Raw genomic sequence first — 22,302 nt, forward strand, 5'->3', positions numbered from 1 at the left:
GCAGTCAAGCTGACCGCAACATCATAAAACCATGATCCCGGGATGCGGACCCGGACGCCTCAGGGCGTCGCCGTCACGCTGAGCATCGGCAGCGTAACAGCCAGTTGCGTCACGGCCGGGCGCGGCGGCGCCCGCTCCGACAACACGAAGGCCCCGAGCCCGAGGAGCAGGCTGAGGGCGATCAGGGACGTCTCGATGCCGCGATAGAACCCGTCCATCTCACTGCTCCCCCCGCTTCGGGCCGGCGGCCGGTCCCCGGCCGTCCGCCATGATCCGCCCGGGAGTGTGAGGGAATCGTAACCGGCCGCGCCTGTCAGGCGTGCCCGAGAGTCACCATGCGGGCGAGGTCGGGCTCGGGCGGGTGCAGCAGGGCGGCGGCGAGGTTGGCCTCCAGCACGATGAGGTCGCAATCCGGGTCCGGTTCCCAGCCGCAGCGGCAGCCGTTGGGCCCCTCGTGCGCCTGGGCCACCTGGCGATAGAGGGCGCCCACCACCCGAGCCGCCACCTCCAGGGCCGCCATGGCCGGCAGCGGCGCCCGGTTCAGGCTCTGCCAGAACGCCCGGCGCAGGGCCTCGTCGAGATGCCCCTCGGGGGACTGGATCTCGGCACAGGACGCGGCCGTCGGGGTCGCGGCGGGGCCGATGCGGCCGTCGCGCGCGCTCATGCCCGCTCTCCCAGGCGCTCGCGCCAATGGGCGGGCACCAGGGCGGGCTCCGCCTCCGGCACGCTCGCGAGGGCATCGATGAAGTCGGTCAGCCGGTGCAGGCGCAGATCGAGGGCGGACCCGTCCCACCACGCGATGCGCGCGCAGCCGCGCACCCAGTCCAGCGTGCGTTCCATCATTCCGCTCTCCTCGTCCATCGGGCCTACGGGAGCGTGTTTGAAAGCTTATCCTGCACTTAGCAAGCAATTCGCGAAACATTGGAACAGATGTAATTCCAACCGAAAACAGTCTTTCGAAGTTCTTGATTTGGAAAAATTCCAGTCGTCGCGAAAATGGCTGCTTCCGTCCGGGCTTATCGCCGGGCCCGCCCCCGCGCTGCAGCATCGGCTGCGACGGAGGCGGCGGCGCCGGGCCGATCGGGCCACCGGCGCGCCCGCCCCGATCAGGCCGCTCGGGCGATTCGCGCTCCGGAATCGGAGCGCGCTTCGGCCTTCACAGCACGAGGCGCATGAGCATCAGGCCGAGGAGCAGGCCGGCGAGGCCGAGGACCACCGATCCGAGAATGTAGATCAGGGCCGCACCCACCTCGCCCCGCTCCAGCAGGAGGATGCCTTCGAGGGCGTAGGACGAGAAGGTGGTGAAGCCGCCGAGCAGGCCGGTGGCGAGGAACAGACGCACGGGCTGGCTGCCGCCCCGCATGGCGTACCACCCGGCGAGCACGCCCATCAGGAGCGAGCCCAGGATGTTGATGCCCATGGTGCCGTAGGGAAAGGTCGTGCCGTAGCGCAGGGCGAAGAGCCCGACCCCGTGCCGGGCCATGCCGCCGAGGCCCGCCCCGAGGAAGACGATGAGGAATCCCATTCCGTGACTCTCTCCTGAAGCCCGGCTCCGAGGCATGCGGCGCGCCAGACTAGTCGGAAAGTCCGGGCGCTTCGCCGGGCGGCGACGGCTTACCCCCGAGGTCCACAGGGACGGTCCTGCCTTTCGCGCCGTCCCGATGCGATCGCCTGCACGTTTCCGCCAAGTGACGGCATCCCTGCGGGCCGCAAAAGGTTTTTCGTCAGATCACCCGGCGTCCTTCAGACCGGATTAACCAAGATCTGGCTGAATTGCGCCAGTCAAGGTTGATGTTCTCCTGACAGGCACTGTCCGTTATCCGTCCCTGTTTTAACCTTTTCTTGAGGTTTGCGGGATCGCGGCGGTGCCCGTGCGGGGACTGCGTATCCGAGTACCGCCCGCATGAACGACGCTGTGTCCCTGTCCGGCCGTCGCATCCGCCGCCATCGCCGGCCGCGGGGTCGGGTCCTTCTGCGGAGCTCGGCGGTGGCGCTCCTCTGCGCCGCCTTCCCGCACCTGACCGCGCAGGACGGCCCCGTTCCGGCAGGGCCCGGACGCCCCGCCCTGGCGGTCACCGCCGCGCCGAGCGCCTATGCGTGGATGCTCGACCCGACACCGACCCTCGGCGCCGCCGCCTACGGATCGGGCAAGGCCGCCGGCTTCACCGCCGCACCGCTCACCGCCGCCCTGGTCCCGCCGGCGGCGCCCGCCACGCTCCTGGCGATGGCCGCCCCCCGTCCGGCGCGGGCGCCGGCCGTGATACCCGAGCGGGTCGCCCAGTTGATACCCCTGCCCGTTCCACGCCCGGCCGGCCTCGCGGCGCCCAGCGAGCCACCGCGGCTCGCCCTGCGCGCGGCTCCGGCCCTGCGCAACCTCGCGGCGCGGCGCACCCAGATCGCGCGGGCCGCGACCGAGGCTGAGGCCGAGCGCTCGTTCTTCGACACCGTGTTCGGCACCCGCCCGGAGCCGGAAACGCCGGCTCCCCGGACCACCCTCGCCTACGCGGCCGTCGACCCCAGCGTCGATCCGGGCCCGCGCCGGACCCTGGAGAGCAACCCCGGCGTGAGCGCCGGGACGGCCGTCTACGACATCACGGCGCGCACCGTGACCCTGCCGAGCGGCGAGCGGCTGGAGGCGCATTCGGGGCTCGGCGAGAGCATGGACAACCCGCGTCACGTCCACCGCCGCATGCGCGGCTCGACCCCGCCGGGCACCTACGACCTCACCGAGCGCGAGGCGCTGTTCCACGGAGTGCGGGCGATCCGCCTCAACCCGGTGGGCGGCAGCGCCGCGATCCACGGCCGCGACGGCATCCTGGCCCACACCTACATGCTCGGCCCCAGCGGCGCCTCGAATGGCTGCGTCTCGTTCAAGGACTACAACCGCTTCCTCCAGGCCTACCTGCGCGGCGAGGTTCGCCGCCTCGTCGTGGTCGCCGGGGGCCGGGGCGATGCCGGCCCGAGCTTCGCCGAGCGCCTGTTCGGCCGCGCGACGCGCTAAAAAAAGAGCCGCGCCCCCGGAGGTGCGCGGCTCCCGATCGTCGGGCCCTGCTGCCCGAGGGTCAGCCGATGATCTTGTCGATGGTGATCGGCAATTCGCGGATGCGCTTGCCGGTGGCGTGGAAGACCGCGTTGGCCACCGCCGCCGCGGTGCCGACGATGCCGATCTCACCGAGACCCTTCACGCCCATCGGGTTGGCCTTGTCCTCCTCGTCCACGAAGATCACCTCGATGTCGTGGATGTCGGCGTGCACCGGCACGTGGTACTCGCCGAGATTGTGGTTCATGAACCGGCCGATGGTGTGGTCGAGCATGGATTCCTCCTCCAGCGCCGAGCCGATGCCCATCACCACGCCGCCGAGGATCTGGCTGCGCGCCGTCTTGGTGTTGAGGATCTTGCCCGCCGCGATCGCCGAGACGACGCGGGTGACGCGCACCACGCCGAGATCCTCGTCGATCTTCACCTCGGCGAAGACGGCCGAGTGGGTGTAGCCGGCGAACGCTTGAGCGTGGTTGGAATCCGGGCCGGCCGAGCCGGTGGCCTCGATCTTGTCGATGCCCCCCTTCGCCATCACCTCCGTGATGGCGATGCTGCGGGACGGATCACCCGCCACCGAGATGCGCCCCTCCTTGAAGACCGCGCGCGCGAAATCGACGTTGGCCAACGGCGAATCGTCGAGGCCGCGGGCCAGGGTGAAGACCTGGGCGGCGATGTCGTGGCAGGCCCGCATCACCGCCGTGCCGGAGGAGGCCGCCGTCCACGAGCCGCCCGCGAGTGGCGCGTCCGCGAGCTTCGAGTCGCCGAGCTTCGTCGTCACGTCCGTCATCGGCAGGCCGAGCGCGTCGGCGGCGATCTGGGCCAGGATGGTGTAGGTGCCGGTACCGATGTCACCGGTCTGGTTGCCGACAACGAGCTTGCCGTCGGCGGTCAGGGTCGCCTGGGCGCTCGACTGCATCATCATCGACTCCCAGATGCCGGTGGCCATGCCCCAGCCGACGAGTTCGCGCCCGTCCCGCATGGAGCGCGGCTCCGGGTTGCGGGCCGACCAGCCGAAGCGCTCCGCACCCTCGGCATAGGCCGCCCGCAGGGACTTGGAGCTGAACGGCTTGTCCTGCGTCCGGTCCTTCTCGGCATAGTTCTTCAGCCGCAGGTCGATCGGGTCCTGGCCGGTTTCGTGAGCGAGTTCGTCCATGGCGACTTCGAGGGCGAACACGCCCGTCACCGCGCCGGGAGCCCGCATGTCGGAAGGGGTGTAGGTGTCGATCTTGGCGAGCCGGTAATCGAGGGCGACGTTCGGGCAATCGTAGAGGGCGCCCGACCAGTTCACGACGACCTCCTGGTAGTCCTCGAAGCCGGAGGTGCCCGAGATCGCCTCGTGCCGGATGGAGGTCAGCGCGCCGTCGGCCTCGGCCCCGAGGGCGACGGTCTGGCGCACGTCGGGCCGGTAGCCGAAGGTGAACATCTGGTCGCGGGTGAGCACCACGCGCACCGAGCGCTCGAGCTCCCGCGCCGCCATGACCGCGAGGAAGAGCTGGTATTGCGGGCGAAGCCCCGAGCCGAAGCCACCGCCGAGATAGGGATTGAGGACGTGGACGTCGTCCTTCTTCATCCCGAACACGCCGGTGATGTAGCCGAGGCTGTTCGAGACGCCCTGGATCTTGTCGTAGACCGTGATCTTGCCGTCACCCTCCCAGACCACGGTGGAGGCGTGGGGCTCCATCGGGTTATGGTGCTCCACGGCCATGTGGTAGTGGTTGGTGAGTTGGACCGGGGCGGCCTTGTAGGCGCCGTCCGCATCGCCCCAGGGGGCCGGCGGCGGCTTGATGCCGGAGCGCTTCTTCGGCGGCACGTAGGCCGCATCTTCCAGATTCCGCAGGTCGGTGGTCGGCGCATCGGCCTCGTAGGTGAGCTTCACCAGCGAGGCGGCGTGGCGCGCCGTGTCGAAATCCTTCGCCACCACCAGGGCCACGGGCTGGCCGCTGTAATGGACCTTCTCGTCGTAGAGCGGCCGGAAGGGCGAGCCGGGGGGCGCGACCTGGTCCTGGTAATTGTAGTCGAGCCAGGCCGTGCGCGGCCGGTTCTCGTGGGTGAAGACCTTGAGGACGCCCGCCACCGCCTCGGCAGCCGTCGTGTCGATGGACAGGATGCGGCCGCGGGCGATGCCGCTCGACACCACGTAGCCGTGGGTCAGGTCGGGGGCGGCGAACTCAGCCGCGTACTTCGCCTGACCGGTGACCTTGGCGGGGCCGTCGACGCGGCTCTGCGCGGTGCCGACATAGGTGTCGGTGCCTGAAGTGCTGATGCTGTGGGCCATGGGGGTTCCTTCAGGCGATGCGCTTGTCGGACTGCGACTGGGGCGTGCCGGCGGCCGCCTGGGTCAGGCCGCGAATGATGGCCCGCCGCGCGAGTTCGATCTTGAATGCGTTCTCGGATTGGGGCTGCGCCTCGGCCACGACGATGTCGGCGGCGGCCGCGAAGGTCTCAGGCGTGGCGGGCTTGCCGATGAGCGAGGCCTCGGCTTCCCGGTTGCGCCAGGGCTTGTGGGCGACGCCGCCCAGGGCGAAGCGCGCGCTCCGGATGGTGTCGCCGTCGCGCTTGATCACGGCCGCCACCGAGACGAGGGCGAAGGCGTAGGAGAGCCGGTCGCGCAGCTTCAGGTAGGTGTGATGGGCGCCGAACTCCTCGTCGGGCAGGTCGACCGAGAGCACGATCTCGTCGGCCGCCAGATTGGTGTCGCGCTCCGGCGTGTCGCCCGGCAGGCGGTGGAAGTCGGCGAAGGGAATCGTGCGTTCGCCCCCTGGGCCGGCGACCCGGACCGTCGCCTCGAGGGCGGCGAGCGCCACGCACATGTCGGAGGGGTGGGTGGCGATGCAGGACGGGCTCGTCCCGAAGATGGCGTGGATGCGGTTGACCCCGCCGATGGCGGCGCAGCCCGAGCCGGGCTCGCGCTTGTTGCAGGGCGTGGCGTCGTCGTAGAAATAATAGCACCGGGTGCGCTGGAGCAGGTTGCCGCCGGTGGTGGCTGCGTTGCGCAGCTGGCCCGAGGCACCCGCCAGGATCGCGCTCGACAGGAGCGGATAGCGCGCCTGGACCCGGTCGTCGTAGGCCACCGTAGAATTTGTCACCAGGGCGCCGAGGCTGAGGCCGCCGTCGCGCTCCTCGATCCGGTCGAGGGGCAGGCGGGTGATGTCGACGAGGCGCTCGGGCCGCTCGACATTGTACTTCATCAGGTCGACGAGGTTGGTGCCGCCGGCGATGAAGCGGGCCTGGGCGCTCGAGGCGATGGCGCGCACCGCCTCGTCCACGGTGGTGGGGCGGACGTAATCGAAGCGGTTCATTTCGCGGCTCCCGCGTGCATCACGTCTTCGATGGCGTCGACGATGTTGGTGTAGGCGCCGCAGCGGCAGATGTTGCCGCTCATCGCCTCGCGAATTTCTTCGCGGGACTGGGCGTGGCCTTCCGACATCATGCCCACCGCCGAGCAGAGCTGGCCGGGCGTGCAGTAGCCGCACTGGAAGGCATCGTGCTCGACGAAGGCGGCCTGGAGCGGGTGCAGGCCCTCGGCGCCGGCCAGGCCCTCGACGGTGGTGATGCTGGCCCCGTCCTTCATCACCGCGAGCGTCAGGCAGGAATTGATGCGGGTGCCGTTCACCAGCACCGTGCAGGCGCCGCACTGGCCGTGGTCGCAGCCCTTCTTGGTGCCGGTGAGGTCGAGATCCTCGCGCAGGAGGTCGAGGAGGGTGGTCCAGGGCGCGACCTGAAGCGACCGGCTCTCGCCGTTGATCGTCAGGGTGATGCCGATGGTGTTCGCCCCAGTGGGCGAACCGCTTTCGATGAGCATGGCGGTATCCGTGACTTGCGGGCCGGGACGGGCACGACGCCGCTGGATTTCGAGTCGGGGTCGCAGGGACCACGGCGGGGGAAAAGTCATCCGCCCCGGGCCGGTTCACTCGATAACAGTTCCAAAAAGCGGGTGTTCCCGCCGGCCGGGCACGCCGTTGGGCCGCGCACGGCTCCCGGACACGCTGCGAAGGGGCTCGGACACCCGGCGATGGCTGGAGCGCCCCGCCTGCTCCGCCCGGTTGCTTGGCCCATCCCGCATGGGCTAACCCGGTGCCGCCCGCCTTCGCTCAAGGACGCCCGATGACCGCGCTCGCTCCCGTTCTCAACGACATCGACCGCGACCTCGACAACGCCCTGGAGCGGCTCTTCGCGTTCCTGCGCATCCCCTCGATCTCCACCGACCCGGCCTTCGCGCCCCAGTGCCGCGATGCCGCCACCTGGCTCGCCGGCACCCTGACGGCGCTCGGCTTCGAGACCGGGATCCACGAGACCTCCCTGCACCCGGTGGTGCTGGCCCATGCCCCGAAGCCCGGCACCCCGCACGTCTTGTTCTACGGACATTACGACGTGCAGCCGGTGGACCCCCTGAACCTCTGGGAGACACCGCCCTTCGAGCCGCGCATCGCCCTGAACGACAGGGGCGAAAAGAAAATCGTCGGGCGCGGCGCCTCGGACGACAAGGGCCAGGTGATGACCTTCGTGGAGGCCTGCCGGGCGCATCTGGCGATGGCGGGCGAGTTGCCCTGCGGCGTCACCATCCTGATCGAGGGCGCCGAGGAGAACGGCTCGCAGGGGTTGCCCGAATGGGTCGCGGCCAACCGCGACAAGCTCGCCGCCGACATCGTGCTCGTCTGCGACACCAGCATGTGGAACCCGGCGACGCCCGCCATCACCACCTCCCTGCGCGGCCTCGGGTATTTCGAGGTCAAGGTGACCTGCGCCGACCGCGACCTGCATTCGGGCTTCTTCGGAGGCGCGGCGCGCAACCCGATCCACGTCCTGTCGAAGATCATCGCCGACCTGCACGACGCCGACGGGAAGGTGGCGCTGCCGGGCTTCTACGAGGGCGTGCGCGAGACGCCGCCGGAGGTGCTGGAGCAGTGGCGCGGCCTCGACTTCACGGCAGAGAGTTTTCTCGGGCCCATCGGCCTGTCGGAGCCGGCCGGCGAGCGCGGCCGTATGCTCATCGAGCTGATCCAGTCGCGCCCCGCCTGCGACGTCAACGGCATCATCGGCGGCTATACCGGCGAGGGCACCAAGACGGTGATCGCCGGGCAGGCCAGCGCCAAGGTCTCGTTCCGCCTCGTCGACGACCAGGACCCTGAGCAGCTCGCCCGCACCTTCGAGGCCTTCGTGCGCGAGCGCATCCCCGCCGACTGCTCGGTGGAGGTGATCTGCTACAAGGGTAGCCGCGCCATCAGCCTGCCCTTCGACATGCCCGAACTCGAGACCGCGCGCGCAGCGCTCGCCGAGGAATGGGGCGTGCCCGCCGTGACCATCGGAGCCGGCGGCTCGATTCCCATCGTGGGGGACTTCAAGCGGCTTCTGGACCGCAACACGCTCCTGATCGGCTTCGGCCTCGACGACGACCGCATCCATTCGCCCAACGAGAAGTACGACCTGAACAGCTTCCACAAGGGCACCCGCTCCTGGGCCCGCATCCTGGCGGCGTTCGGGGCGCAGCGGGTGGGCTGAGGCCGGGTCCCGGCTTCGCCCGTACGAGCGCCGGCGGACTCTCCTCCTCAGCGGATCTCGCGCCTGCCTGCGATCCGTCGAGCCTGGGGGGAGGGAATCCGTTGCGGCAGGATAGTCCTCGACCGACACGGGGCAACGCCCGAAGCCACACGAGCCACCCTCAGTCCCAAGGCCGCATGACCGCCACCCCCGCCAGTTCAGACCACACGGAAGGCCGCCTGTTCGCGGCGGGCAACGGCGTGCTGGTCTGCCGCTACCCGGTGGCCACCGACCTGCCGATCCCCCTCGGCATCACCGCGCCGGCCGGATTGCGCCTGCTCACCTGGGCCTTCACCGGCTTCGGGGGAGCCGAGCCCGATCCCGCCGGGCTCCTCGTGCTGCACGACGCGCAGGCCGTCCTCGCCGAGGGCGGCGCCCTGACCCTGGAGACGCATTTTCGTGACGTGGCGATCGCCTGCCCGCGTCCGCGTCCCGTCGCCGAGCTGACGCACCCCGAGCGGGGGGCCCTCGGCGGCGCCGTGCTGGCGGCGGTGACGCCGGAGACCCTCGACGCCCTGGCGACGCTGTTCACCCTGCTGGCGCCGGCCGTCGCGGACGCCCCCGTACCGGCGAACGCCCCGCGCCTCACCCTGGCGCGCGACGGCGACGGCGCCGCGACGCTCAGTGGCGCCAGCGTGCCGAACTATCTGCTGATCCGGTCCCGGACGACCTGGAGCTGCGCCCGCGTCGCCCAGGCCACCCTGCGCTTCGGCCCCGCCCCGGAGGCGAGCCTCACCCTGGCGCCGGCCTGGGGCACCCCGCGGGACGCCCCCGTCGAGGCCGCCCTGCTGCTCGGGGCCGGAACCGCCACGGCCGCCGCTCTGCAGGCCGGGGGCCGCCGGTGAGCGCCCCCGCGATTCTCGTGGTCGCGCCGATGCCGGCCTTCCCCACCAGCGCCGGCAACCGGCGCCGGCTGCTCACCACCTGCACGGCGCTCCAGCGCGGAGGATTCGCCGTCGATCTGGCGTATTACGCGCACGAGGACCAGATCTACCGCCGGTTCGGCCAGCATCCCCCCACCGACGCGGCCGAGGCGGCCGGGCTGTTCCGCCACACCTTCCGGATCGAGCCCCGCGCCACCATCCCGCTCACCACCCGCGCGCGCTGCTTTACCATCGACGATTGGTGCCCCGAGGCGCTCGACGACTTCGTGGCCTGGTACGGTCAGGCCTACCCCGAGACCCGCGCGATCCTGATGAACTACGTGTTCCTGTCGCGGGCCCTCGGGGCCGCGCCGCCGGGGATGCTCCGGCTCGTCGACACCCACGACCGCTTCGCCGACCGGCAGCGCCAGTACCGCCCGTTCCGGGCCGAGCCGAACTTCTTCTACACCGACCGGGCCGGCGAGGCGGCGGGCCTCGCCCGCGCCGACATCGCCCTGGCGATCCAGTCGGAGGAAGCGGCCTACTTCCGCACGATCACCGACCGCAGCGTCCACCTCCTGCCGCCGCGCTTTCCCGCGCACCGCCCCTTCGCGACCCCGGCGCGCCTCGCCCGCATCGGCTTCATCGGCCACGGCAACGACCCGAACCTGTTCTCGATCCGGCGCTTCGCCGCGACCTGGTCGGAGGGCTGGACCCCGGACCGGCCCGAACTCGTGATCGCGGGCGAGATCAGCGCCAGCTTCGGGCAGGCCCCCGGCCCCGGAATCCGGCTGGCCGGCTACGTGGCGCGGCTGGAGGATTTCTACGACGCGGTCGACCTGGTGGTCGCGCCGATGCTGATGGGCAGCGGCCTCAAGATGAAGGTCGCGGAGGCGCTGTCCTTCGGCAAGCCGGTGGTGGGCACGGGCCTCGGCTTCGAGGGCTTCGACCCGGTCGTGCCGGAGCATCGCGCGCGCACAGCGGAGGAGGTCCGGGACGCGGTCCTGGCGCTGGTCACGGATGCCGAGGCCCTCGCGCGGCTGACCCGGGCCTGCGCCGACCTGCTCGCCGGCTACAACGCGATCGCGGACGCGGCGGAGGCGGACCTGCTGGCGATGCTCGCACAGGACAGCCTCGGACGGCTGGATCATAGCGACTCCGCTTTCCCGGAAGACGACGGCATTCCTTCATCGCGCGGGCATCGCGGGTCCCCTCTCCTGGAAGGAGAGGGACAGGGTGAGGTGCGTGACCTATCCGGAGATGCACCACACCTCACCCCAACCCTCTCCTTCCAGGAGAGGGAGCCCGGTGGCGCCTCGTCCGCCGGCCGGCTCCCGGATGCCCAAGCGACGTGGGAAACCGTCACCCTCGCGGGCGGCACCCTGACCCGCGAGACCTCCCTGCGCTCGAACCTGACCGACGATCCCGAGCGCGGCCGGCTCGTGGCGACGGAGCGCGGTCCACCGCCGGGCGCCGGGCCCTATTCCCCGCTCCGGCGACGCTGGTTCGCGAAACCCGGGCCCGGCTCCACCGAGGCCGCGCCCGATGCCGGTCTCGCGGGCCTCGACCTCGCCCTCGCGCCCGAATGGGTGCGCGACCCGCGCCTGCCCACCGCCTTGCGCGCGGAGATCGCGACGCAGCTCGCCGGGATCGCGGCCGATTGGGAGGCCGAAGCGCGCCTCGTCGGGCTCACCGGCAGCGGCGCGATCCTCGCCCTGTCGCTGCCGCGCCACCTCGTCACCGGCACCCACCCCAATGCCGCCTTCCTCATCGGCGCGCCGACGCGGGCGCTCCTCCTGGAGCGGGTCACGCCCCTGAACGCCGCGCCGGACCTCGCCTACGGGGCGCGCCGGCCCGACCTGCCCCGCGCCCCGGCCGCCGTGACCTTCACGGGGCTCACGGAGCAGGCGGGGCCGGGGACCATCCTGGTCCTGCACGACGACCTCGTCGGCCGCATCCGGATCGTGGCCGAGGCGCCCGTTCCCCAGGAGAGCCCGCCATGATGGCCGCGCCCGACATCCTCGACGCCCCCTCGGGGCGCAAGGCGGCCCTGGTCGAGGCGGCCCTGATCTGGAACGCCCTGTTCCTCAACGACGTGCGCATCGCGTTCCGCGCGGAATCGGCACCGACGATCTCCGTGGTGATGGTGTCGCGGGGCGCCCGCCACCTCCTGGCCTGGACCCTGACGAAACTCGCCGCCCAGCAAGCCGTCGCGGGCGTGCGCTTCGAGGTCATCCTGGTCGACAACGCCTCCGACCCCGAGACGGCCACGCTGTTCGGGCGGATCGACGGCGCGCGCATTCTGCGAAACGCCCAGAATGTCGGCTTCGGCCCGGCCTGCAACCAGGGCGCGGCCGAGGCGCGCGGGCGCTACCTCCTGTTCCTCAATCCCGACGTCGACCTGATGCCGGGGGCCCTCGACGCCCTGGTGGCGGCGTTCGCGCAGGCCGACGACGTCGGCATCGCGGGCGCGCGGCTCGTCTTTCCCGGCGGCATCCTGCAGGAGGCCGGCGCCGGCTTCCAGGACGACCCGCAGCTGACCCATCCGTACGGGCGGGGCGGGCTCGACCCTTTCGCCCCCGAGGCGTCCTATGCCCGCGACGTCGGCTACGTCTCGGGTGCGGTCCTGATGATCGAGGCCGGGCTGTTCGCCGAACTCTGCGGCTTCGACGACCGCTTCGCGCCGGCCTATTTCGAGGACACGGACCTCTGCCTGCGCTGCCAGCAGGCCGGCCGGCGGGTGGTCTACCAGCCGCGCGCCATCGCGATCCACGTGGAGAACGCCACCAGCGTCCGGCGCTCCGACGTGGAGGCGCTGCTCGACCGGAACCGCGCGCGCTTCCGCGAGCGCCACGGGACCTGGCTGTTCGGGCAGGGACCGCCGCGTAGTGGCTTCGCCCCCCGGGACGATGCGCCCTTCGCCCTGCGGGTCCTCTACGTGGACGACCGGGCGCCGCACCAGGACCTCGGGGCCGGGCTCCCGCGCGCCAACACGATCCTCAACGCCATGGCGGAGCTCGGCTACGCGGTGACGCTCTGCTCGGTCTACGGCGAGCGCGAGGAGCCGGCGGCCACCTACCGCGACCTCTCGGACCGCATCGAGGTGATCGAGCCCTGCGGCCGCGAGGGATTCCGCCGCCTCGTCACGGAACGCGCCGGCTTCTACGACGTGCTCTGGGTCAGCCGGCCGCCCCATATCCGGATGGTCTGCGAGGTCCTGCGGGACCTGGGCCTGACGCCCCGCGACGTCGGGCGCAGCCGCGTGGTGTTCGATTCCGAATCCCTCTACGCCCTACGCGAATTCGTGGTCGACGCCCTCAACGGCCGCCCGGCCTCCGGGCCGGGCCTGGCTCGGGCCTCGGCGGAGGAGATCCGGCAGGCGGCGGCGGCCGACCACGTCGTCTGCGTCTCGGAGGCCGATGCGCGGCTGCTGCGCCGGGCCGGCGTCCCCGACCCGGTGGTGCTCGGCCACGTCCAGGCGCCGGATGTCCGGGCACCGCACGCCGACGCGCCCGGTTTCTCGGCCCGGCGGGGCTTCGTCTTCATCGGCTCGCTCGCCCGCGAGGGCGAGCCCAACATCGATTCCCTCGACTGGTTCTTCGGCCATGTCTGGGAGCGCCTGCGCGCGGCGCTGCCCGACGCGCATCTCACGATCATCGGCACCGTGGCGCCCTCCATCGCCGAGCGCCTGTCCCGCCCCGGCGTCACCGTGCTCGGCCGGGTCGACGACCCGGGGCCGGCGCTGGACGCGGCCCGGGTCGCCCTGGCACCGACGCGCTACGCCGCCGGCCTCCCGCACAAGGTGCTGGAGACCGTGACGCGGGGCCTGCCCGGACTGGTGACGCCGATCCTCGCCGGCCAGATGGGCTGGCCGGACGGGACCGGCTACCGGGTCCGGGACTGGCACGATCCGGAGGGGTTCACCCGGGGCCTCGTGGACCTTCACGAGGATGCGGACGAATGGGCGCGGGTGCAGCGCGCCGGGCTCGACCAGGTCGGCCGCGAATGCGACGCGGACGCCTACCGGGCGATCCTGCGCCGACTCTGCGAGGCACCGGTTTTCGCATGACCAGCCCGCTCCGCCTCCGCGTCGTGCGCGCGGCCACCGCCCTGTATCGCCGCCTGACCCTCGGCCGTGTGCCGAAGCTGTTCGACGAAGGCCATTACCGGGCGACCTACCCGGACGTCGCGCGCTCGGGCATCGACCCCTACCTGCACTACGTCCGGCGCGGGGTGGCGGAGGCGCGCGACCCCGCCCCCGACTTCGACACCGCCTTCTATCTCCGCCAGAGCGGCCGGACCCGGCTCGACCCCGTGCGCCACTACCTGCGCGTGGGCGCCAAGGCCGGGCTCGACCCGAATCCGGGCTTCAGCACCCGGATGTACGTCGCCCGCTACCCCGATATCGGCGTGGCCGGCGTGAACCCGCTGCTGCATTACCGGAGGGACGGCCGGGCGGAGGGGCGGATCGCGGTCCCCTCCTCCGCCGAGCCGGCCGATTGGGTGCCCCTCCAGGGCGTGCGCGAGGCCCAGCGCTGGACCTATCCGGCGGAGGGCGCGGCGCGCTTCGCCCTGACCCTGCGGCGCGACGTGCCGGTCTCGGCCTGCCCCACCCACGTGCCCCGGCTCTGCCTCCTCCTCCTCCTCGACGGCGGCGAGATCGAGGGGCTGGTCCGGAGCTTCGAGATCTTTCCCGAGGCCGCCGCCGATGCCGTCACCCTGGCCATCGACACCCTGGCGGGTCCGCACCCGCCTCGCCCGACCCTGATCCTCGCCCTGGAGCAGTGCTTTCACGGCCCGGGCCCGGACGGCACGGTGCTCCTGCGCTACGCCGAGGCGCGGATCTGGGACGTGCTGACCGAGCGCCCGCACGTGCTGCACGTCGCGCCCGCCGGGGCGCTCGCGATCGGGTGAGGATCGCTCATTCCAAATCCGTTTGATCCCTTCCGGCGATCCCTGCGGGATCGCGTTCGGGATGGCGGATTTGGGCTTCGCTCAAGCGCCGCGCGGGCTTGCTGATACGTCATCCGCTCTGATCAAGCGGATGACGTATCATTCGAGGCGCACCACGACGCTGTCGCTGGCCCCCGTGGCGTCCATCACCGAGATGCGGGCGAACCCGGCCCCCTCCGGCGCCCAGGCCGATTGGCGCCGGGCGCCGCCCGCCACCGGCAGGCCATCGACCATCCAGGTGAGCGGGGGCACGCCGCCGAGGGCCTTCAGGGCGAGGCTCGCCGGGGGCGCCGGCTCGGGCTCCGAGAGGCCGAGGTCGATGCGGGCGCCGTCCGGCGGGTAGGCGATCTTCAGGGTACCGCCCAGGGCGGCCGACAGGGTCTTGGGAATGTCCCGCCGGATGTGGCGCAAGGGGGGCGGCAGGCCGGCCGTGGTCGTCACCAGGGCGTCGCGCGGCATCGGCACGGGGTCGGGCTCGCCGCCGAAGCGCGCGAAGGCGTCGAACAGGATCGGCGCCGCGACCACCCGGCCGACGAGGCCCGGCACGGCGTTGCCGTCCGGCCGCCCGACCCAGACCGCGATCGCGACGCGCCGGTCGAACCCCACCGCCAGGGCGTCCCGGTAGCCGTAGGAGGTACCGGTCTTGTAGGCGATCCGGCCCGCCAGGGCGTTCTCCGGCGGGGGCGCGCCGCGCAGGGTGTCGGCGACGTACCAGGCGGCGACGGCCTCCGTGATGCGGGCCTCCGGGGCCGCCTCGGCGGGCGGCCCGTCGAGGCGGCGCACCACGTTCGGCACCAATCCCTGCCGGGCCAACCCCGAAAACAGCCGGGCGAGGTCGGTGAGGGTGATGCCGAGGCCGCCGAGGGCCACCGGCAGGCCCGGCGCGGTGTCGCGGGGGAGATCGACGCGGGCGCCGCCCGCCCGCAGGCGCGCGATGAACCGGGCGGGGCCGACCGCCTCCAGCAGGTCCACCGCCGGCACGTTCAGGGAGAGCTGGAGGGCGCGCCGCGCCGTCACCGTGCCCTGGTAGCCGAGGTCGAAATTCTCCGGGGCGTAGGCGCCGGCAAAGCGCACGGGCCGGTCGTCGAGCTGCGTCTCGGGATGGGCCAGCCCCGTCTCGAAGGCCAGCGCGTAGATGAAGGGCTTGAGGGCGGAGCCGGGCGAGCGGATCGCGCCGGTCATGTCGATGGCACCCGCACGGCTCGCATCGAGGTAGCCGGGGCTGCCGACCTGGGCCAGGACCGCGCCGGTGCGGTTGTCGATAGCGAGGATCGCCGCCGAGATTCCCGGCCCCAGGGCGGCCGCGCGCTCGGTGGCCAGGGTCTCGAGGCTCGCCTGCAGGCGGCCGTCGAGGGTGAGGCGGACCACCTGCGCGGCCGGGTCGGCGACGTGCGCCGCCTCCGCCGCGTGGGCGGCCAGCATCGGGAAGGGTCTTCGCAGCGTCGGCACCGACTCGGCGCGGGCGGCCTGCGCCTCGGCGGCCGTGATCACGCCCTGCCGGGCCGCTATGTCGAGCACCCGGTCGCGGGCCCGCCGGGCGGCGTGGGGAAAGCGGTCCGGCCGCCGCGCTTCCGGCGCCTGCGGCAGGGCGACGAGGAGCGCGCTCTCGGCGAAGGACAGCCGCGCGGGTTCCCGCCCGAAATAGGCCAGACTCGCCGCCCGCACGCCCTCGACGGGGCCGCCATAGGGGGCGAGCGCGAGGTAGAGGTCGCGCACCCCGTCCTTGCCGAGGCGCCGCTCCAGTTGCACCGCGCGCACCATCTGGCGGAGCTTGGCGGCGAGCGAGCGCTCGGCGCGGGGCTCGACGAGGCGGGCCACCTGCATCGACAGGGTCGAGCCCCCCGAGACGATGCGCCCCGCCGTGAGCCACTGCCCCGCCGCCCGCAGCGTCGCGGCCGGATCGATGCCGGGATGGGATGCGAAGCGCCGGTCCTCGTAGGCGGTGAGCATCGCCAGGAAGCGCGGATCGACCTGGGATCCCGTCACCGGCAGGCGCCAGCGCCCGTCGGCGGTGGCGAAGGGGCGCAGCAGACGTCCCTCCCGGTCGAGCACCACGGTGGAGCGGAGCTGGGCCTGGGTGAGGTCGAGGGGTGGGAGGGTGTCGACGAAGCGCCAGAGGGCGAGGGTCGGGAGGAGGAGGAAGAGGAGACCCGCCACGAGCGCAAGGCATCCGGTCCATTTTGCGGAGAAGGATGATCGCGGTGTGACCGGTAAGGCGGTAGCGCCATCGCCAGTGAAAGCGCGTCCCCCTCCCCCTTGTGGGGAGGGGCCAGGGGTGGGGGTGGTTGGGTGACCCTGATGGTGCGGCGGCTGGCGGCGCCACCCCCACCTCCAACTCCTCCCCACAAGGGGGAGGAGGGCCGCGTCGAGCCGTGCCCGATGCCCCCTTTTGAACCTGAGAGGATCGACGCGCCCCGTCTCCACAGCCTACTTCGCGCTCACCGACATCGCACCGAATCCCGTGCGCCCGAACCGCTCCGGCCGGTACATGTCCTCGATGGTGGCGGCCGGGTGGACGTAGGTGCCGGGCGAGACCGCCCGCACGGTGTAGGCGACCCGGAAGAAGGCCGATTGCGCGGGGGTCCGCTCGTAGGCCGCCACGAAGCGGTCGTCGCGGAACTCGGTGTGGACGGGGGCCACGTCCGATTTGGCGAAGGCGAGCCCAGTCAGCGCGTCGGCGTCGAGGAGCTTCGGACTGTCGATCTCCAGGCCGGCGGGCAGGCGGTCGACGAGGAGGAGGCGCCCGGCGCTGGCCTTGGCCTCGGTCACGGTGAGCACCACCACGAGGCGGTCGTTCTGGCGGATCCCTTGAGCGAGGTCGACCGGCGTCCCGTCGAGGCGGTGGTAGCGCCGCTCGATCGTGTAGCCGCGCGCCTCCGCCGGCTCCGGCGCGATCGGGTTGCCGGAGACGCTGACCACGGCCTGCACGGGCTGGTTGCCGGCATTGACCAGGGTGACGGGTTTGCCGTCCAGGGCGGCGGCCCGGTAGCTGCGCGCCACGGCGCCGCTCTCGGGGCGGCCGTCCAGGGTGAAGCGCAGAGCGTCGGACTCCGCGCTCAGGCCTTCGGCGGCCAGCACCATCCAGGCCTCCTCCTGGGTGCTGGTCGGCCGGCCGCTGGCGCGCTCGGCCGCGATGAGCGCGCCCAGCGGCTGGATGCTGTCGCGGGCGAGCCCCGTCTCGGCGGCCAGCGCCAGGAGGCCGGCGCCGTCGCGCAGGCGCGAGCCGTAATCCGGTCGGTAGCCCGGGCTCGCGGGCGTCTCCCGGAAGCCGGCCATCGCGGCGGTGAACGCCTTGGCGGCCCGGCCGCGATCCCCCAGCAGGGCCAGGGCGGCAGCGATCTGTCCCCGCGCGAGCGGCGTGGCGAAGGCCGCGAGCTTGGTGTCGGCGAGGTAGCGCAGGTCGCCCATCACGGGCCGGCCGTTGCGGGCGAGCACATAGGCCGCGTAGGCGATGTCCATGCCGCCCTCGCCGACCTCCGTGGTGTTGGCGACCGCGTTGCGCAGGCGGTCGAGGGCGTTGGCGAAGGCGGTCTGGGGCACGGCGAAGCCGCGCTCGCGGGCCCGGGTCAGGAAGTCGGTGACGTAGGCGTTGAGCCAGGTGTCGCTGGCCCCGTCCGTGGACCAGAGCCCGAAATCGCCCGCCCCGTTCTGGCGGCCGAGCACGCGCTCGATCGCTTGGCGCACGCGCTCGTCGGCTTGTGTGTCGAGACCCAGCTTGTCGAGGGCCGCGAGGCGGTTGACGTAGAGGAGCGGCATCGCGCGGCTGACCGTCTGCTCGGAGCAGCCGTAGGGATAGCGGTCGAGGGACTGGAGCAGGGCCGGCACGTCGATGCCGGCCAGATTCGAGGCCGAGAGCGAGACCGTGCCGGTGCCGGGCAGGATGTCGGCCAGGAGCTCATCCGAGAGCTTCAGGCTGGCGCCGGGTTCGAGGGTCTGCACGGAGCGGCGGGCGAGTGCCCCCGTGCCGGGGCCGATGTTCAGGGCAAAGCTCTGGCCGACGCCCTCGGGCAGGCCGGGGCCCCGCAGGGTCAGGTCGATCCGCGACAGGCCCGGCCCGGCGGCGGTGATGGGGATCACCAGCGCGCCCTTGGCGCCCGCCTCCAGGCGCAGGGTCCTGTGCACCGCCTCGGCGCCGACCAGGACGGAGCCGGCGAGATCGAGGTCCACCGTGTAGTCGCCGGCCTGCCCCTCCACGTTGTCGATGGCGACGTGGAAGCGCGAGCGGTCGCCGACGTTGAGGAAGCGCGGCAGGGTTCCGGTGAGGACGACGGGATCGCGGATGATCACGTCGGCCTGGGCCGCGCCCACCTTCGCGCGGCTCCAGGCGGTGACCATCACCCGGCCGGTACCGTTGAAGGCCGGCAGGGGGAAGCTGACGCTCGCCCGGCCGTCGGGGCCGACGGTGATCGGCCCGGAATAGAGCGCCAGCGGCGCCTGGGTCGGGGGCGAATCGGCGAGTTCCGCCGCCCCGCCGTCGCCACCGGAACGGATGGCGCCGAGCGTCCCCTGCATGCCGTCGATGAGGTATCCGTAGAGGTCGCGGATCTCGGGGCCCAGCGCCTTCTGGCCGAAGAAGTAACCGAACGGGTTCGGCGCCTCGTAGCGGGTGAGATTCAGGATGCCGACATCCACCAGCGCCACGCCGACCCGGGCCTCCTCGCCGGATTTGAGGCCGGCGAGCTGGATCGGCAGGGTGAGGGTCTCGCGCGGGCGCACCTTGGCCGGCGCCGTCAGGGTGACGCCGAGGGTGCGGCTGTCCCGGTCGACCCCGAACCAGGCCACGCCCAGCGCCCGGCCCGGCAGGCGCTTGGCCGCCTGGTCGAGGGGCCGGTAGGCGGTGGCGACGAGGTAGGCGCCCGACCCCCACTCGGCCTTCACCGGGATGTCCACGGTGGTGCCGGCGGCCGGCACGTCGACCGTGAGGAGCGCGTGCAGCTTGTCGCTGACCACGGCCAGCGTCGCCTGTCCCTTGAACTTCGGCTGCAGGCGGGCGTGAAGCGTCTCGCCGGCGGCGTAGGCCGCCTTGTCGAGGCGCAGGTCCAGGAGGTCCGGCACGTCCGCCGTCTCACCGCCGCTCCAGCCCACCGTGAAGGTCACGCTCGCGGTAGCCGCCGGGCGGCCCGACACGCTCGCCTCCAGCCGGTAGGTGCCGTAGCTCACCGTGGCGCTGACGCGGCCCGGCGCATCGGGGGTCAGGTCGAGGCGGCCGTCGGCGACGCGCCGGGTGCTGGTGACCGGCTCGTAGGACCAGCGCCCACCCTCGCGGTACCATTGATAGGTCTTCTCCACGCGCTGGAGCGTCCAGGCGACGTTGCCCTGCGCGAGGCGCTGCCCGTCGGGGGCGGCCATGACCACGTCGAAGCCGGCGACGCTGCCCTCGGTGAGGTCGCCGCCGAACCCCTTGCGGATGGCGAGCACCGGTCCCTCGGGCAGGATCGGCAGGGTGAGACTGCGGCTTAAGGCACGCCCGCCCGGCTCGCCGACCTGCAGGGTGATCTTCGCCTCGACGGGGCGCGGGGCGGCGAGCGCCTGCACCGGCACCACGAGGCGGGCCTTGCCGGTGGCGTCCGTGGTGGCGCGGGCCTCGATCTCGGTGGAGGCGGCTTCCACGCGCTCGTCGTCGAGGCCGACCGAGAAGCCCTCGAGCCCCTTGATGCCGTTGCCGGCCGCCTGCTGCACCAGCACGGTGCCGGAGACCTCGAGGCCGGCGCCCGGCGCGCCGTAGAGGTAGCGTGCGGCCACGTCGATGGTGGCGGGCGCGCCCTTCGTCAGCGTCGGCGCCGCACTCGACAGCGTCACCTCCAGGCGTTCGGGGACGTAATCCTCCACGAGGAAGCTCGCCTCGCCGATGGCCGGCGCCTTCGGGTCTGTGTAGGCCGCCACCCGCCAGGTGCCGTGCGGCGCGCCCGGCATCAGCGGCAGGGCGAGGGCGCGCCCGCCGAGGCCTGCATCCGCGACCTGGGCGCGGCGGTACTCGACGCCGTCCGGGCGCTTGACCACCAGGGTCAGGGGGATCTCCGGCACCGCGACCCCTTGCGCGTCGCGCAGGAGCCCGGTGAGGTTCACGGTCTCGCCCGAGCGGTAAACCCCGCGCTCGGGAAACACGTAGGCCTCGACGGCGCCGGGCTGCGGCCGGCCCTTCACGCCGCGATCGGTGAGGTCGAAGGCCGACTGGCCGAGGTCGAGGAAACCGTAATCGTCGCCGATCTGCGCCACCACGAGGCCGGGCGCGATGCCCCCCTCCCCGCGCGCGAGGCCGGGCGCGAAGGCGGCGTGGCCCTGGCCGTCGGTCTTGGCGGTGGCCAGGATTTCGTTGTTGCGCGCGATGAGCCGGATCTCGGCGCCGGGCACGGTCGCGGCGGAGGCGAGCGAGCGGGCGAAGACGTGGACGCCGTCGCGGCCCTTGAAGGCGGTGAGCCCGAGATCCGAGACCACGAACCACTGCGTGGCCTGCTGCTCGTAGCCGCCCTCCTCGTCGGCGGAGGCGGCCGCTCCGCTCGCCTGCGCCAGCATGATGTAGATGCCGGGCTCCAGCGTGCCGACGGCCTGGAGCACCGGGAAGGCGGTGACGGCCTCCTGGTTCAGCTCGGCCTTGGCGGTGTCGAGCACGCCCTTCCAGACGCGCTGGCCCTTCTGGTCGGCGATGGTGCGCGCCGTGGCGCCGTTGAGCTGGGACAGGAAGTCCTCGGCCCGCAGCGAGGGCAGCAGGCCCCGGTCGCCGACCCGCAGCACCTCCACGTCGATTCGGGCCGCGTTCACCGAGACCAGGGGCACGCCGGCCTGTCCGGTGCGGGGCAGAACGTAGTTGCGCCCGGTGAAGCGAACCTGGGGCGAGCGGTCCCGGACATAGACCTCGTAATCCGCCGCTTTGAGCAGCCCTTCGCCCGCCGCCGAGGGCAGGCCGGAGCGCACCACGAAGGCGTAGCGCTCGCCGTGCTTGAGGCCGTCGACGCAGACCTGCTGCCCGGTGGCGGTGACGGCGGCGTTGGCCGCGCCCGAGACAGCGATGTAGGGCGTGAAATCGGTCTTGGCCGCCACCCCTTCGGAGAACTGGAAGCAGATGCGGGGCGCGGCGGCATCCGAATCGACGGTGTAGTTGAGGATGCGGAAGCCGTGCTCGGCGCGCAGGGATTCGTAGGTCTCGCGCACCTCCGCGTCGTCAGAGAGGGCGAGGCTGGCGCGATAGGCTTCCAGCGCCGGGCGCCACTCGGATTCGGCGGCCTGGACCGCGCCGAGGCCGGCCAGTGCCTCGGCCTCCGCCGACGCGTTGCTGGCGCGCAGGTAGCCCTGATAGGCGGCGGCCCGTGCGTTGCGGCGCAGGCGCAGCCGGCTGGCGTAATCGCCAGTCTGATTGTCGTTGCCGACCGCGCTGGCCGCGCGCGCATAGGCGAGCCAGTTCGCGGGGTCGCCGGGCTCGGCCGCCACCGCGAGACCGAGCGGCTTCAGGGCCTCGGCCGGCTTCTCGGCCTCCAGCAGGGCCTCGCCCTCGGCCCGGGCCTTGCCGGCCGGCTTGGCGGCCCCCGTCCCCGCCTCGCTCTTCAGGCTGGCTTCGAGGCGCACGCCGTCGCTGGCGAGATCCTCGCGCAGGAACGTCTTGGAGGCCGGCTTCGGCATGACCTTGGCCAGCGCCCGCGCGGCCAGGGCCGGATTCGGGGCCTGAGTCTGTGACTGGGCCAGTGACTGGGCTTTGCCGGGCAGCGCCGTCAGCCCGGAGAAGGCCAGCGCGCACAGGAAGGGCGCGGCCCAGAAGCCGCCTCTGGTCGATCCCGACATGTTTCCACCCCGCCGCCCGGATGCCGACGCGTCGTGCCGGCACCGGGCGGAACCGTACCACTTCGGGCTTGGCCCGCAACGGCCTAGAATTCAGGCCCGGGCTCTGCCACACCGGACGGGATCTCGCAGGGGGCG

Annotated in this window: 15 protein-coding genes; 6 read left to right on the plus strand and 9 right to left on the minus strand. The window is 72.5% G+C overall.

The window, feature by feature from the left end:
- Window positions 1-59 precede the first annotated feature (59 nt).
- The 4 genes from MKK58_RS12980 to crcB all read right to left on the minus strand — a co-directional run bounded on the left by MKK58_RS12980 (window position 60) and on the right by crcB (window position 1,525).
- Window positions 60-218: a hypothetical protein gene (locus MKK58_RS12980; RefSeq protein WP_243912449.1), complete on the minus strand. Its 159-nt coding sequence runs from the start codon at window positions 216-218 to the stop codon at window positions 60-62.
- Between the two features lie 95 nt (window positions 219-313).
- The gene (locus MKK58_RS12985) at window positions 314-664 is read right to left on the minus strand and encodes a hypothetical protein (RefSeq protein ID WP_243912450.1); all 351 of its coding nucleotides are present in this window, start codon (window positions 662-664) and stop codon (window positions 314-316) included.
- Window positions 661-843 (minus strand): hypothetical protein, encoded by a 183-nt coding sequence (locus tag MKK58_RS12990; protein ID WP_243912451.1) that lies wholly within the window; start codon window positions 841-843, stop codon window positions 661-663. Before MKK58_RS12990 ends, MKK58_RS12985 begins: the two co-directional genes overlap by 4 nt.
- 313 nt (window positions 844-1,156) lie before the next feature.
- Complete coding sequence (gene crcB, locus MKK58_RS12995; RefSeq protein WP_243912452.1) at window positions 1,157-1,525, minus strand: fluoride efflux transporter CrcB; 369 nt, start codon at window positions 1,523-1,525, stop codon at window positions 1,157-1,159.
- Window positions 1,526-1,987: 462 nt separating this feature from the next.
- On the opposite strand from crcB, the gene MKK58_RS13000 reads away from it, so the two are divergent.
- Window positions 1,988-3,001 carry a DUF2778 domain-containing protein gene (locus tag MKK58_RS13000; RefSeq protein ID WP_313899286.1) on the plus strand — a complete coding sequence of 338 codons (1,014 nt, stop codon included), beginning with the start codon at window positions 1,988-1,990 and terminating at the stop codon, window positions 2,999-3,001.
- Between the two features lie 61 nt (window positions 3,002-3,062).
- Here MKK58_RS13000 and MKK58_RS13005 read toward each other — a convergent pair whose 3' ends face one another.
- From MKK58_RS13005 to MKK58_RS13015, 3 genes are read right to left on the minus strand one after another with little or no spacing between them, the layout of a single operon-like run.
- The gene (locus MKK58_RS13005; protein ID WP_243912454.1) at window positions 3,063-5,315 is read right to left on the minus strand and encodes a xanthine dehydrogenase family protein molybdopterin-binding subunit; all 2,253 of its coding nucleotides are present in this window, start codon (window positions 5,313-5,315) and stop codon (window positions 3,063-3,065) included.
- Window positions 5,316-5,325: 10 nt separating this feature from the next.
- Entirely contained in the window at window positions 5,326-6,339 is a 1,014-nt protein-coding gene (locus MKK58_RS13010; RefSeq protein ID WP_243912455.1) for an FAD binding domain-containing protein, read from the minus strand.
- Complete coding sequence (locus MKK58_RS13015; protein WP_243912456.1) at window positions 6,336-6,842, minus strand: (2Fe-2S)-binding protein; 507 nt, start codon at window positions 6,840-6,842, stop codon at window positions 6,336-6,338. Before MKK58_RS13015 ends, MKK58_RS13010 begins: the two co-directional genes overlap by 4 nt.
- A 302-nt stretch (window positions 6,843-7,144) precedes the next feature.
- Between MKK58_RS13015 and MKK58_RS13020 the strand changes: the two genes are divergently transcribed.
- The 5 genes from MKK58_RS13020 to MKK58_RS13040 all read left to right on the plus strand — a co-directional run bounded on the left by MKK58_RS13020 (window position 7,145) and on the right by MKK58_RS13040 (window position 14,355).
- A complete protein-coding gene (locus MKK58_RS13020; protein WP_243912457.1) occupies window positions 7,145-8,539 on the plus strand; it encodes a M20/M25/M40 family metallo-hydrolase in 1,395 nt (464 codons plus the stop codon).
- A 176-nt stretch (window positions 8,540-8,715) separates the two neighbouring features.
- Complete coding sequence (locus MKK58_RS13025) at window positions 8,716-9,423, plus strand: hypothetical protein (RefSeq protein ID WP_243912458.1); 708 nt, start codon at window positions 8,716-8,718, stop codon at window positions 9,421-9,423.
- Window positions 9,420-11,444, plus strand: a complete 2,025-nt coding sequence (locus tag MKK58_RS13030) for a glycosyltransferase (RefSeq protein ID WP_313899287.1) — start codon at window positions 9,420-9,422, stop codon at window positions 11,442-11,444. The genes MKK58_RS13025 and MKK58_RS13030 overlap by 4 nt, the downstream gene beginning before the upstream one ends.
- Window positions 11,441-13,510 (plus strand): glycosyltransferase, encoded by a 2,070-nt coding sequence (locus MKK58_RS13035; RefSeq protein WP_243912459.1) that lies wholly within the window; start codon window positions 11,441-11,443, stop codon window positions 13,508-13,510. Before MKK58_RS13030 ends, MKK58_RS13035 begins: the two co-directional genes overlap by 4 nt.
- Window positions 13,507-14,355 carry a hypothetical protein gene (locus MKK58_RS13040; RefSeq protein WP_243912460.1) on the plus strand — a complete coding sequence of 283 codons (849 nt, stop codon included), beginning with the start codon at window positions 13,507-13,509 and terminating at the stop codon, window positions 14,353-14,355. Before MKK58_RS13035 ends, MKK58_RS13040 begins: the two co-directional genes overlap by 4 nt.
- A 138-nt stretch (window positions 14,356-14,493) precedes the next feature.
- On the opposite strand, the gene pbpC is transcribed toward MKK58_RS13040, so the two are convergent.
- A complete protein-coding gene (gene pbpC / locus MKK58_RS13045) occupies window positions 14,494-16,551 on the minus strand; it encodes a penicillin-binding protein 1C (protein ID WP_243912461.1) in 2,058 nt (685 codons plus the stop codon).
- A 270-nt stretch (window positions 16,552-16,821) separates the two neighbouring features.
- Window positions 16,822-22,167 (minus strand): alpha-2-macroglobulin family protein, encoded by a 5,346-nt coding sequence (locus MKK58_RS13050; protein ID WP_243912462.1) that lies wholly within the window; start codon window positions 22,165-22,167, stop codon window positions 16,822-16,824.
- Between the last annotated feature and the right edge of the window lie 135 nt (window positions 22,168-22,302).

The sequence above is a fragment of the Methylobacterium sp. J-078 genome (assembly GCF_022829285.1).
Classification (GTDB): Bacteria; Pseudomonadota; Alphaproteobacteria; order Rhizobiales; family Beijerinckiaceae; genus Methylobacterium.

Bases quoted from the DNA above. Each gene is read 5' to 3' on its own strand.
- MKK58_RS12980 (WP_243912449.1), bottom strand. From the start codon at position 218: ATGGACGGGTTCTATCGCGGCATCGAGACGTCCCTGATCGCCCTCAGC.
- MKK58_RS12985 (WP_243912450.1), bottom strand. From the start codon at position 664: ATGAGCGCGCGCGACGGCCGCATCGGCCCCGCCGCGACCCCGACGGCC.
- MKK58_RS12990 (WP_243912451.1), bottom strand. From the start codon at position 843: ATGATGGAACGCACGCTGGACTGGGTGCGCGGCTGCGCGCGCATCGCG.
- crcB (WP_243912452.1), bottom strand. From the start codon at position 1,525: ATGGGATTCCTCATCGTCTTCCTCGGGGCGGGCCTCGGCGGCATGGCC.
- MKK58_RS13005 (WP_243912454.1), bottom strand. From the start codon at position 5,315: ATGGCCCACAGCATCAGCACTTCAGGCACCGACACCTATGTCGGCACC.
- MKK58_RS13010 (WP_243912455.1), bottom strand. From the start codon at position 6,339: ATGAACCGCTTCGATTACGTCCGCCCCACCACCGTGGACGAGGCGGTG.
- MKK58_RS13015 (WP_243912456.1), bottom strand. From the start codon at position 6,842: ATGCTCATCGAAAGCGGTTCGCCCACTGGGGCGAACACCATCGGCATC.
- MKK58_RS13020 (WP_243912457.1), top strand. From the start codon at position 7,145: ATGACCGCGCTCGCTCCCGTTCTCAACGACATCGACCGCGACCTCGAC.
- MKK58_RS13025 (WP_243912458.1), top strand. From the start codon at position 8,716: ATGACCGCCACCCCCGCCAGTTCAGACCACACGGAAGGCCGCCTGTTC.
- MKK58_RS13035 (WP_243912459.1), top strand. From the start codon at position 11,441: ATGATGGCCGCGCCCGACATCCTCGACGCCCCCTCGGGGCGCAAGGCG.
- MKK58_RS13040 (WP_243912460.1), top strand. From the start codon at position 13,507: ATGACCAGCCCGCTCCGCCTCCGCGTCGTGCGCGCGGCCACCGCCCTG.
- MKK58_RS13050 (WP_243912462.1), bottom strand. From the start codon at position 22,167: ATGTCGGGATCGACCAGAGGCGGCTTCTGGGCCGCGCCCTTCCTGTGC.